This window comes from Dyella flava (genome assembly GCF_016904955.1).
Classification (GTDB): domain Bacteria; phylum Pseudomonadota; class Gammaproteobacteria; order Xanthomonadales; family Rhodanobacteraceae; genus Dyella_B; species Dyella_B flava.
In genome coordinates, this window is sequence record NZ_JADIKE010000036.1 from 113923 (window position 1) to 126849 (window position 12927).

10 protein-coding genes are annotated in these 12927 nt (G+C 60.4%); all 10 read right to left on the minus strand.

The features are described 5' to 3' along the window. Window positions 1–12: 12 nt before the first annotated feature. Window positions 13–1497, minus strand: coding sequence for an efflux transporter outer membrane subunit (locus ISP19_RS11970; RefSeq protein WP_204682390.1), 1485 nt, complete (start codon window positions 1495–1497; stop codon window positions 13–15). Continuing rightward, window positions 1481–2698 carry an efflux RND transporter periplasmic adaptor subunit gene (locus ISP19_RS11975; RefSeq protein ID WP_204682400.1) on the minus strand — a complete coding sequence of 406 codons (1218 nt, stop codon included), beginning with the start codon at window positions 2696–2698 and terminating at the stop codon, window positions 1481–1483. Before ISP19_RS11975 ends, ISP19_RS11970 begins: the two co-directional genes overlap by 17 nt. After that, entirely contained in the window at window positions 2688–5924 is a 3237-nt protein-coding gene (locus tag ISP19_RS11980) for an efflux RND transporter permease subunit (protein WP_204682402.1), read from the minus strand. Before ISP19_RS11980 ends, ISP19_RS11975 begins: the two co-directional genes overlap by 11 nt. 130 nt (window positions 5925–6054) lie before the next feature. After that, window positions 6055–7449 carry a sensor histidine kinase gene (locus ISP19_RS11985; protein ID WP_239556757.1) on the minus strand — a complete coding sequence of 465 codons (1395 nt, stop codon included), beginning with the start codon at window positions 7447–7449 and terminating at the stop codon, window positions 6055–6057. Further along, the gene (locus ISP19_RS11990) at window positions 7442–8116 is read right to left on the minus strand and encodes a response regulator transcription factor (protein ID WP_204682404.1); all 675 of its coding nucleotides are present in this window, start codon (window positions 8114–8116) and stop codon (window positions 7442–7444) included. Before ISP19_RS11990 ends, ISP19_RS11985 begins: the two co-directional genes overlap by 8 nt. Window positions 8117–8388: 272 nt before the next feature. Next, window positions 8389–9246, minus strand: a complete 858-nt coding sequence (gene rpoH, locus ISP19_RS11995; protein ID WP_204682406.1) for an RNA polymerase sigma factor RpoH — start codon at window positions 9244–9246, stop codon at window positions 8389–8391. Between the two features lie 290 nt (window positions 9247–9536). Then, window positions 9537–10247 carry a uracil-DNA glycosylase gene (gene ung, locus ISP19_RS12000; RefSeq protein ID WP_204682408.1) on the minus strand — a complete coding sequence of 237 codons (711 nt, stop codon included), beginning with the start codon at window positions 10245–10247 and terminating at the stop codon, window positions 9537–9539. Further along, a complete protein-coding gene (locus ISP19_RS12005; protein ID WP_204682410.1) occupies window positions 10244–11095 on the minus strand; it encodes a response regulator in 852 nt (283 codons plus the stop codon). The genes ung and ISP19_RS12005 overlap by 4 nt, the downstream gene beginning before the upstream one ends. Before the next feature lie 134 nt (window positions 11096–11229). Then, window positions 11230–12201: a permease-like cell division protein FtsX gene (ftsX, locus tag ISP19_RS12010; protein WP_204682412.1), complete on the minus strand. Its 972-nt coding sequence runs from the start codon at window positions 12199–12201 to the stop codon at window positions 11230–11232. Next, window positions 12198–12875, minus strand: a complete 678-nt coding sequence (ftsE, locus tag ISP19_RS12015) for a cell division ATP-binding protein FtsE (protein ID WP_204682414.1) — start codon at window positions 12873–12875, stop codon at window positions 12198–12200. Before ftsE ends, ftsX begins: the two co-directional genes overlap by 4 nt. Between the last annotated feature and the right edge of the window lie 52 nt (window positions 12876–12927).

Sequence of the window (12927 nt, forward strand, 5' to 3'; positions counted from 1 at the left end):
CGCACAGAGAAATCAGTGCAAACCGGCTTTTGGAGGCTCGCTGGCTTGGGCCGTGGCTGCGGGATCAATGCCCGCCACATTACGGTCCCAGCCACCGCCCAACGCCCGGATGAGGTCCACACTGGCCTGTAACCGCCTTGTACGGATGGTCTCGGCTTGTTGCTGCGTCGACAGCGCCGCCTCTTGCGCTACGACCACGTCAAGGTAATTGACGATGCCTTCGCGGTAACGATTGGTGGCAATATTCAGTGTCTGCTGTGCGGCAGCAAACGCCTGATCTTCCTGTTCCGCTTCGGTACCCAGATCCTGCAACAGCACCAGGTCATCCTCCACTTCACGGAATGCATCAAGCACAACTTGCCGATAATAGGCTGAAGCCTGGGCGAATTCGGCATGTGCCTGGCGCAACTGCGCACGACGCAATCCGGCGTCAAACAGGTTCAAGGTCGCCAGCGGCCCGAGTGCCCAGAAACGGTTGCCGATCGAAAACAGATTATTAAAGCCGGTGTTCTGAAAGCCGTAGGCTCCCGACAAACTCAGATCCGGAAAGAAAGCGGCGCGGGCTACGCCTATCCCTGCGTTGGCTGCGTAAACACGACGCTCCGCGGCGGCAATATCGGGACGGCGTTCCAGTAGCGTCGACGGTACGCCGACTGGTGTCACGGGTACGGCCAGTTGCTCGCGCAGGGGAGCGATCGAGAAACTCGATGCCGGCACGCCGACCAGGCTCGCAATGGCATGTTCGGTCAACGCACGCTGGGCGATCATGTCCATGACCTGCGCCTGCGCGTCATGCAATTGGGTCTGGGCGCGCGATACATCCAGGCCCGAGGCCACACCACCGTTATGACGATCTTCCGTCAGCACGAGCGCGCGCTGATAGGCTTTCAGTGTGTCCTGCAGAATGCCTACCTGGATGTCGTAACCACGCAAGCGCGCGTAATTTTCTGCCAGTTGCGCTTCCAGACTCAGCTTGGCCGAGGCGAGATCCGCTTTCGATGCCTGCGCCAGGGCGTGTCCCTGGCTGACTTCATTGCGAATGCGTCCCCATAGATCCAGGTCGTAATTGGCTTCCACGCCTACCGTATTGGCGTCATATTCATTCGGCTCGTTGCTGCCGCGCAATGGACGGTAATTTGACTGGCGTGCGCGTATCGGGCTTCCCGAAAAATCCAGGCTTGGAAACAAGCCCGAACGCAGTTGGCTTTCATAGGCTCGTGCGGTGTCATACCTGGCCAATGCTGCGGCCAGACTCGGGTTGTCCGCATCCAGCTTCGATTCCAGCTGGGTTAGCGTGCCGTCGTTGTAAATCGCCCACCAATCGCCGCGCGAAAACTCGTCGGCAGGGGACGCTACCTTCCATGCCGTATCGCCCTCCTTGTAGCTGCTCGGCATCGGCGGCAGATTTGGCGTGTGATAAGTCGGCGCCAATGAGCAACCGCCAAGCAGACATGCGGCGGCGACGGCGGCTAACCGGAGATTAATGCGCCGATTCACTGCTTTTCTCCGTAGCCACGTCTTGCGTCGCCAGATTCTGATTCGTGTCGGTTTCAACACGGACCTTGTCGCCGTCCATCAGCGAATCGGGCGGATTCTCGATCACGTGGTCGGTGGGCTTGAGCCCCTGATCGATCTGCAGGCTCGAACCCAGATCCACCGCAATGTGCACATCGTGCAAGTGCGCGCGTCCATCCGGACCCAGCACCGCTACTTGTGCCCCCTTCGAACGGAAAATCAACGCACTGGCTGGCACGCTGACCATGTTCGGATCCACCGGCAGATTGAGCTTCACATCGGCGTAGTCGCCGGGCTTGAGTGCGCCATCGCTATTGTCGGCAACGAACTGCGCCAGCAAGCTGCCAGAGTTCTGATTGATGGCTTCGGATGTGCCGATCAAGGTGGCCTTGAACGTACGACCTGGCAATTCGGGCACGTTCAGCGTGACCGTCATCCCGGGCTTGATGCCGTCAGCATTGACCTCCGGTACCGGCACATACAGGCGCATACGTGTGGTGTCAGCGACCGTGAACAATTCCGGTCCACTGTCGGTGTTGGCCGTGATCAGATCACCCACGTCCGTTCGGCGCGCCGTGACAGTGCCATCGAACGGCGCGACGATCTTCTTGAACGCTTCCAACGCATTCAGGCGATCCACATCGGCCTTGGCGGCCAGCACCGTAGCCTGGGCAGCTTCGGCTTCACCGCTTTTCTCGTCGGCCTCCTGTTTGGAGACCGAGTCGGAAGAAAGCAAATGCTGCCAGCGCCGCGAGGTGATATTGGCAAGATTGGCATCGGCCTGCGCCTTGGCCAGTACGGCCTTGGCTTGCTCTAGCTGCTGGTCCAGGTCTGGCGTATCGATCACGGCGAGTACATCGCCGGCCTTGACCTTGTCGCCGATATCCTTGTACCAGACCTTCAGATAGCCGCCGACGCGCGCATAGATCGGCGCGCTGTACCAGGCATCCAGGTGACCCGGCAAGGTGATGGCGTAGTCCTTGGCGGGATCCATGGCAGGAGCCAGCCGCACGCTCGGAATCAGCTGCGCATCGGTCCACTGCACCAATTGATGATGCTCGTGGAAGCGGATCCCCAGACCAAGGGCGACGGCAAGCACAGCGACTACCGCACCGCCGATACCGACGGCCTTGAGACGTGGCGGTTTCTGCGCGACTTGCACGGTAGCGGGATTATGCGACATGGGGAAGTCCTGGGATAGAGTCCGGATTGGGAGCCACTTGTTCGCGGCCGTGAACGATGCTGAAGACCACCGGCACGAAGAGCAGCGTGGCGCAGGTGGCGAACAGCAAGCCACCGATGACGGCACGGCCCAGCGGCGCGTTCTGCTCATGCGTGATCGCCATCGGCAGCATGCCGATGATCATCGCGAGCGCGGTCATGCACACCGGGCGGAAGCGCGTAAAACCTGCCTCCAGCGCCGCCTTCAATGCGTCGCCATGCTCAGCCAGCCGTTCACGCGCAAAGCTCACTACCAGAATCGAGTTCGCCGTCGCCACGCCCATGCACATGATCGCGCCGGTCAAGGCAGGCACCGACAACGTTGTGTGCGTGACGAACAATATCCACACGATCCCGGCCAGCGCCGCCGGCAACGCCGTGATGATCACGAACGGGTCCTGCCACGACTGGAAGTTCACCACGATCAGCATGTAGATCAGCACGATCGCGCCCAGCAAACCGAACAGCAGGCCCGAGAATGCCGTATTCATGGCCGTCACCTGGCCGAACAGGCCCACCGTGGACCCTTTCGGACGCTCCTTCGCCGCCTGATCGAGCACGTGTTGGATATCGCTGGCCACCGAGCCAAGATCGCGTCCCTGCACAGCGGCGAAGATGTCGAACGACGGCTCGATGTTGTAGTGAGTAACCACGGCCGGCGCGGTCGTGCGCACAACCTTGGCGACGGCACCGAGGATCTGCTGCGCGCCGTTACCTGACGAGGTGATCTGCAAGCTGTTCAGATCAGCCATGGAGTCGACACTGTATTGCGGTGTCTGCGCCACGATCGGATACGACACACCGTTTTTCGGATTCAACCAGAACACAGGAGCTACCTGCGAGCTTCCGGCCAGCGTGGAGACCATGCTGTCGGTCACGTCGCGCTCGGTAATGCCCAGCTCGTCAGCGCGAACGCGATCCACATCCACATTCAACTGTGGCTCGCTGTCCGACTGCTGCAAGCGGACGTCGGCAATGCCCGGGATGCCGCGCATCTTGCGCATCAGCTCAAGCGCATAGGCCTGGTTCTCCTCGAAATTGCGGCCGGTCACTTTGACATCCAAAGGTGCCGGCGCACCGAAGTTGAGGATCTGGCTGGCCATATCCGCCGGCAGGAAGGCGAATTCCGTGCCGGGGAACAGACGCGGCAGCATCGCACGCAGCTTCTTGACGTATTCGTCGGTCGAAGCATGATCAGGCTTGAGCAACACCTGTATATCGCCATCCTGCGGCCCGACCGTACCGGTGTTGCTGTAGACCAAGTTGGTGCCGCTAAGCGGCAGACCGATGTTGTCGGCGATGGTGTCGAGCTGGTCCGGCGGAATGATGCGACGAATAGCCGCCTCGACATGGTCGAATTCCGCCGCTGTATCTTCGATACGCGTGCCGACCGGAGCACGAACGTGGATAGCAATGGAATCAGCCTCGACATTCGGGAAGAAATCGCGCCCCAGGAACGGCACCAACAAGAAGGACGCGAGCACCACGCCGAGAAAGCCGATGACGAAACGACGGCGGTTATCCAGCGCGAGCGACAGCGTGCCGTAGTACACCTCGCGGATTTTGGAGAAGCGATGTTCGAAACCTTGCTGGAACGACACCAGCATACTGCGCAACTTGCCGCGCTTCAGCGACGGATGCTGGTCACCGACGTGATGATTGATAAACGGATCTTCCGGATGATCGCCAGGCGCCTTCTCCAGCACGTGCGGCTTGAGCAAGTACATCGCCAAGGTCGGCACCAGGGTGCGCGACAACACGAACGAAGACATCATCGCGAAAATCACCGCCAGCGCCATCGGCCGGAACAGGAACCCGGCAATGCCGCCGAGCATGAACATCGGCACGAACACGATGCAAATGCATAGCAGCGACACAAAAGCCGGTGTCACGATCTGCTTGGCGCCATCCATGATCGCCGTATGCACATCCTTGCCTTGTTCCAAATGCCAATTGATGTTCTCGATCGTCACCGTGGCGTCGTCGACCAGAATACCTACCGCCAGCGCAAGGCCACCCAGTGTCATCACATTCAAGGTCTGCCCGAACGCCGACAGCAGCGCGATAGCGGACATCACCGCCAGCGGAATCGATACGGCAATGATGACGGTAGAGCGCCAGCTGCCTAGAAACACCAGGATCATGATCGAGGTAAGGCACGCGGCAATGATGCCTTCGCGCGCCACCGACGTAATCGCCGCGCGCACGAACACCGACTGGTCACCCATCAGGTTCAATTTCAGCGACGACGGCAGCGTTTCTTTGGCCAGTGGCAACAGTTTCTTGATGCCGGCAACAATGTCCAGCGTCGACACGTCGCCACCTTTGAGGAATGACATCAACACCGCACGATGCCCGTTCACACGCACCTCGTTAGTCTGCGGTGGCGAGCCAGCATGCACGTGCGCCACGTCACCGATGGTGATGGTGGCGCCGTTCACGGTTTTGATCGGCAGATTGTTCAGCTCTGCAATGACTTCGGGGCTATCGTTGAGATTGGCGATGTACTCGTAGTGGCCGATCTTGATCGTACCGACTGGAATGATCTGGTTCTGCGCCGCCAACGCATTGCTAACGTCTTGCGCGGAAAGACCCTTGGCGGCCAACGCCTGCGGGTCGAGGTCGATCATCACTTCAGGATTTTTACCGCCATAAGGCGAGGGAATCGCCACGCCATCTACCGACAACAGCATCGGGCGCAGGAAGTTTTGCGCGGTATCGAGAATATTTTCTTCCGACAGCTTGTTGCTGGATAGCGCCATCTGCAGGATGGGCACCGTGGAGGCGTTGTAGTTGATGATCTGCGGCGGCGTTGTGCCCGGCGGCATCTGCTTGAGCACGGTCTGCGAGATGGAGGTGACCTGCGCAGTGGCTGTGCGGATGTCCACACCTGGCTGGAAGAAAATCTTCACCACACCGAGGCCCGGCAGCGACTGCGATTCGATGTGCTCGATGTCGTTGACCGAATTGCCGAGCTGGCGTTCGTAGTAATAGATCACGCGACCCGACATATCCCTCGGCGACAGACCCGTGTAGCTCCACACCACGCTGATCACCGGAATGCCGATGTTCGGGAAAATGTCCGTCGGCGTGCGCAGCGCGGCAAGCGGACCGACCAGCAGGATAAACAGCGCGAGGACAATGAAAGTGTAAGGGCGCGCAAGCGCTATCCGGACTAGAGCCAACATTCGGTCACTTCCAGCATGCGTTAACGATGGAAGTGATTATCCGAATTGCGGCGCCGCAACACCTTTCGCCCGCATGAAGATTGTTTAATAAAGGGGCGCCAAACGGCCTCGCCGGATCATTTCCGGCCAGTCAGGCCGCTGGTTTCAGTGGGCATTCCATACCCATACGCGTGCCGGCACCATCCCCACCGATGCTCAGCTCAAAGTCATGCAATTTGGCGATGGCGGCCACAATGCTCAGCCCCAGACCGTGGCCCAAAGCATCCCGGTTGCCGTCTCCGCGATAGAAGCGCTGCCATACCGCGTGACGTTGCTCTTCCGGAATGCCGGGGCCGCTGTCGGCCACTTCGATATGCGCCAGATCCGGTCCGGTCCGCCGCACCGACAGACCAACCTGCCCACCTACCGGGGTGAACTTGATAGCGTTGCTGACCAGGTTGCCGATCGCTTCGAACAGCAGGTCCGGATCGGCTTGCACAATCAACCCGGGCTCAGTGTGAAGTTCGAACTGCAACTGCTGATCTTCGGCCAGCGGGGCATAAAGCTCATGCACCCTTTCCAGGATCTCGCCAAGATCGACATCCACAAAACCTTCGCGACGGCGACGGTCTTCCAGCTCGGAAATGCGCAGCAAGGCCCGGAATCGCGCCAGCACCTCGTCGACATCCGAAGCGCAGCGCTCGATCAGCGACGCATGCGGATCTTCTTCGCTGAGCTCTTGTTGGACGCGGTAGAGCTGCGAGCGCAGGCGCGTCAGCGGGGTACGCAGATCGTGCGCGATGCTGTCGCAGACGCCTTTCACCTCGCCCATCAGGCGTTCAATCTGATCAAGCATGTCGTTGACGATCGCCGCGAGTCGATCCAGCTCATCGCCGCGATGGCTGACCGGCAGACGCTGACGCAGATCGCCACGCATGATCGGCTGAGTAGCCGACTCAATCAATCGTATGCGGCGCCGAGGCCCCAGATTAAGAATCAAACCACCGATAAGACCCGGTACAAGGGTGAACGAAACACCCCACATCACGGCATGCGAAATGATGTTGCCAACCTGTGCTGCAATACGTGTGGTATGCGCCAGCACCAGTATCTGGCCGTTATTGAGGCGTGTAGCGATGACGGAAAGCGTCGACGTTGCAGGTGCAAACGGCCCGCTGATCACCTGCTCGGTGGGCATGCGCACGGAATCCGAATCGATCTTCAACCCGCCCGGAAATTGCAGCACGTCGCCGTAAAGCCATTTTTTGTTGGCGTCAAATAGCCCCCAAGCGTTGTAATTGGTGCGCTCCAGAATGATGTAGTCATTCAGCGCCACCAGCATATGGTCCGGGTCAAGACTACGCAGATAGGTGATCTGCTGCTTGAGCTGCATATCCGTACGCGTTTCCAGGTAATGCAGGGTTTCCCAATAGGTATAGCCCAACAGCGCCGTGCCCCAGATGACGAAAAACACACCGTAGGCAAGCAGCAGGCGCGACGTCGTCGCGCGCCAGTGGATCGACAGGTTTCTCGGGGTACTAACCAAGGCGATACCCCGAGCCGCGCATGGTGCGGATCAATGATGGCTCACCGTCGTTGTCGACCTTTCGGCGCAGGCGTGCGATATGCACATCAATCAAGTTGGTGCCTGGATCGAAGCGCAGGCCCCACACACTTTCGAAAATCATCGCCCGGGTCAGCACCTGTCCCGGGTAACGCATGAGGAATTCCAGCAGGCGATATTCGGTAGGCAACAAAGTCAACTCGCGACTGCCGCGACGCGCCGTGCGACTGATCATGTCCAGCTCCAGATCGGCGACGCGCAACCGGGTCTGCGCCGGATGCTCCTGCCGATGCCGTCGCAACAGCACCTCGACACGCGCTGCCATCTCATCCGGCGCAAAGGGTTTGGTGAGGTAATCGTCGCCGCCTGCACGCAGACCGCGCACGCGCTCATCGACATCACCCAACGCACTGATCATCAGCACCGGCGTGCGGATACCGCGCTCGCGCAACTGCGTCACGAGGGTCAGACCATCCATGCCGGGCAGCATCAGATCCAGCGTGATCGCGTCGAAGTGCGGCTCCAGCGCGCGTTGGAAACCCTGCTCGCCGTCATGCACGCGCTCGGCAGTGATGCCGTGCGAAGCCAGCTCCAGCACGATTTCGCGCGCAGTGATTTCGTCGTCTTCGATGACCAGGATATGGGACATGGGGTTATCGGCCGTTCCATCGATGCCGATAAGGGTAGGTCATGGAGGGGCTGAGGTGAATTGCGTGTGGTTTTGCTTGGGGGATCACAGGAAGAATCGACCTTGCCGTGAAATTCATCTCCCCTGACGCGTCGTCCGGATGAAGTCCGGGACGACGGCGTAACGCGGCGGCCGGCCCGATAGGCACCTTTTCCCAAACGGACGCGCAACGAAGGCGGCCTCCACGAGGGAGGCCGTCAGCGCTTGCATCGTTTTTATCGAAGGGCCGCGGATCAGGCCGCAAACAACCCGCGCATCTTCTTCATCGCGTTCGCCTCAACCTGGCGGATACGCTCGGCCGAGACCCCGTACTCATCAGCCAGATCCTGCAGCGTGGCCTTTTCTTCATTGAGCCAGCGGCGCTGGATGATGTCGCGCGAACGCTCGTCCAGCTTTTGCAGTGCGCTGGACAAGGTTTCCAACTGGTTGTCGGTCTGGTCAGCGTCGGCCACGTTCTCGTACGGATCGGCGCCTTCGTCGATCAGGAACGCCTCCGGTGCGGGCTTGGCGTCCTCGTCGGCGTCGGCCGGGGCCTCGAAACCGATGTCACGGCCGGACAGGCGGGACTCCATCTCGCGCACGGTAGCTTCCGGTACACCCAGGTCCTTGGCGACCATGCGCACTTCCTCGGCGTTCATCCAGCCCAGGCGCTTCTTGCTCTTGCGCAGGTTGAAGAACAGCTTGCGCTGGGCCTTGGTGGTAGCCACCTTCACGATGCGCCAGTTGCGCAGGATGAACTCGTGCATTTCCGCACGGATCCAGTGCACGGCAAAACTGACCAGGCGAACGCCCTGGTCGGGATCGAAACGCTTCACCGCCTTCATCAGGCCGATGTTGCCTTCCTGAATGAGGTCGGACAACTGCAGGCCGTAGCCGCTATAGCCACGCGCCACGTGAACGACAAAGCGCAGGTGCGACATCACCAGCTTGCGGGCGGAGGCAAGATCCTCCCCCTGCTGATAGCGACGCGACAGGTTCTGCTCTTCTTCCTGGCTGAGCACCGGGATACGGTGAACGGCCGAGATGTAGGCATCCAGACTGCCAACGACGCTGGGAACCGGCAAAGTAGCCGTCGCCAAGGCTTGGGACATGTTGGAACCTCCTGATAATGGGGTCAGCTTAGCACTCTGGTACTTAGAGTGCTAAAGACACCGGGTAGTTCCGGCGCCATTTATGTACCGAATAGTACATGAATGCCCCGGCCTTGTCCATGTCCATGGATGCCCAGGACCAGGGCTTCAAGCATGACTTCTGGGAAATGAAGGGGGGCCAACCGGCCCGGTTACCGTGGCCAATCGCCGCAGCCCCTCCTTACTGGGAAAAATGGCGGCGCTTATGCCAGCTGGGCGGGGCCTCGTTTTCCGCGCCATGACCCGGCGGTTCAACCCAGGTTGAGCTGCGCTCGCGGCGGCAGCGACCAATCGATGGGCTGCCGGCCGGCCTTTTCCAGGTAACGATTGGCGGCAGAGAAATGCCCGCAGCCGATAAACCCGCGATGCGCGGACAGCGGCGATGGATGCACTGACTTCAGCACCGCATGCCGGCGCGTATCGATCAACTGGCCTTTGCGCTGGGCATAGGAGCCCCACAGCATGAAGACAATGCCTTCGCATTCGCGGTTGAGTGCATCGATGGCCGCGTCGGTAAAACCCTCCCAGCCTTTGCCCTGATGCGAAGCAGCCAGACTGCGCTCCACCGTGAGCACGGCGTTGAGCAGCAGCACGCCCCGATCTGCCCACGGCGTGAGGCAGCCGTGATCGGGCGGCGCAATATTCAGGTCGCGCTGGATCTCCTTGAAGATGTTCACCAGCGAAGGCGGCGCCGGCACGCCAGGACGCACGGAGAAGCACAAGCCATGCGCCTGACCGGGGCCGTGATATGGATCCTGCCCCAGGATCACCACACGCACGGCTTCAAATGGCGTGTGTGCAAAGGCATTGAAGATTTCCGGTCCCGGCGGGTAGATCACCTTGCCGTTGTGCTTCTCGGCACGCAGAAACTCCGATAGCGCCCGCATATCCGGCCGTTGCAGGTAATCACCGATGCGTTCTTTCCAGGAAGGTTCGAGTTTGATACGTTCTTCGTCGCTCATTCCGGTGACCCAGCTTCTTCACGTGCGCGCAGATGTTGCGCCACACGCAATTGAAACAGAAGCTTGGTGACCAGCAAACGTTCTTCGACCGGTTTTTCAACCAGGTCATTGGCGCCGGCACGTATCAGCGCGGCCTGATTGTCCGGATTTTCATCGCCGGTCATGACCAGTACCGGCAGCTTGCCCTTGCCGTAGCCGAAATCGGTGCGGATGAATTTGAGCAGATCGCCGCCGGTCAATTCGCCCTTCAAGCTCACGTCGGTGAGCACGACATCGGCACCGACCGAACCTTGTGAGCGCTCGGTCTCCAGCAGTGCCAGCGCATCTTCCACACTTACGACGTGGCGCACGCTAAGGCCGATTTTTTCCAGCATGCGGCGCGTGGCCAGCGCCACCACGCGACTGTCTTCCACATAAAGCACCACGCCTTCCGCAGCGCTTTCAGGCTTGACGTAGCCACGGATGAATTCAGCGAGTGCCTGAAAGCCAAGTGACTTGTCGAAGTAGTCCGTGACGTGCTCACCCAGCGCACGGCGGTGCAGGCGAGCGTCCACGTCGCCGGATACCACCACGATGGGCACGTAGACTTGTGGCGCGGACTCGCGCACATAACGCGCCAGTTCCAGCCCGTCCATATCGGACAGGCGCAGCGCAACCGTAATGAAGTCGAATACACCTTCGCCGAGCAACTGTTGCGCTTCAGCGCCAGTACCGCAGCCCACGACCTCCGCCTGCGGCAGCTCCGCCATCAACACACGAGTAATCAGCTGGCGAACGACCTTGGAGCCGTCCACCACCAGTACTCGCGGCGCGGTGCTCAGATCGCGGCTGCTGATGCTTGCGCTCATCAAAAAAACCCCACCATCCCCCAGGCTTCCATGCTCATGCGTCAGCGGACACCCCCTGCGTCCACCGGGATACCTATGGTGCACCAGGACATCGGCGAATGGTTGCGAACAAATTCACCACCCGCCGCATCCATTCATGCGGCCCGTCGCAATTGCCAGGCGCTGACCAGCCGTGCGCCGAGCCAGCCCAGGAATGCGGCAGCTACCGGCACCGCCAGCAGCAACCACGGCGGCAAGCCGCCTACGTGCAATTTCCCTTCGTAAACCTGACTGAGGCGAGCGACCGGCTCGGCCAGGGCAAGCTCAATCGCCAAGGCCAAGCCCACCGCCAGAAGGCCACTGAACAGGCCATACCAGATGCCCGCATAAAGATAGGGGCGGCGCACAAAGGCTCGACTCGCACCAATCAGTTTCAGCACACCGATTTCCTCGGCACGGCTGGTGATATCCACGCGCACGGTATTGCCGACCACCAGCAACACAGCAAGCGCAAACATCGCCGCCAGAATCAGCACGGCACGATCGCCCACATCCAGCAAAGCATCCAGGCGCTGCCGCCAGGCGCCGCTGTCCTGCACCATATCCACGCCCTGCATGCTGCGCAGATCGTCGATGAGGTGGCTGACCGTGTCAGCAGAGATGCCATCCTGCGGCTGCACTTCCAGCACATACGGCAGCGGGTTGTCGTCCAGCGCATGCAATGAATCGGAGAAGCCTTGCATCTTGCTGAGCTCTTCCATGCCCTGCTGCGGGGTTTTCACCGTGACGCTTGCGACACCGTCATGTTGCTCGATCTGCTTGGCCAGCAACTGCGCATTGCTGGCGACCTGATCGGTTTTCAGAAACACGTTGATGACCTGGTTGCGGCCCAGTGCATCGCCCAGCGACTGCACATTGGACAGCAGTAGATAGAACGCCAGCGGCAAGGCCAACGCCAAACCCATCACCGCAATGGTCAGCAAGCTGCCGACCGGCTTGGCGCCAAGGCGGCGCAAGCTTGCACTGGCGCTCCAGCCATGATGCTCGCGCCAGCTTGCAACAGGGCGGCGGTGGCTGCGTTCGCTACGTGCCGGGGCCTGGACCGCGGCTTCGTTCGACGCCGTCATAGCACCTCCTCCGCCGCCACATCAGCGACCAGCCGACCATGATCAAGCACGACCACGCGTTTTTTCATGCGCTTGATCAGCGGCAGGTCGTGGCTGGCGATCAGGACGGTGGTGCCGATCTGTTGGAACTCGGCGAACAAACTCATGATTTCGACGGCGAGCTGGGGATCGAGATTACCGGTCGGCTCATCCGCAATCAGCACGCTCGGCTTGGCGACAATAGCGCGGGCAATGCCGACCCGCTGTTGTTCGCCGGTGGAAAGCGAAGCAGGCAGCTGGCGCTCGTAATCGAGCAGACCGACTTTCTCCAACGCCGCGCGCACGCGCCGACCACGTTCCTGTGGGGCAATGCCACCGATCACCAGCGGCAACTCGACATTGGCGAACACGGTGCGATCCATCAGCAGGCGATGGTCCTGAAACACCATGCCAAGGCTGCGACGCAACTTGGGGATGCCGCCTTGCCCGATCTTTGTCAGGCTTTGACCATCGAGGCTGATGTGCCCGTGCGAGGGGCGCTCGATCAACGCCAGCAACTTGAGCAAGGTGCTTTTGCCCGCACCGGAATGACCGGTGACGAACGCCATCTCGCCTTTGGCGACTTCGAACGTAAGCTGGGAAAGGGCTTCATGCCCCCCTTCATAACGCTTGCTGACTTGGTCGAAGCGGATCACCGCGTTCCTCACCCTTGAACCGTGTCAATGCCGGCAAGGATAAGGGATGGCT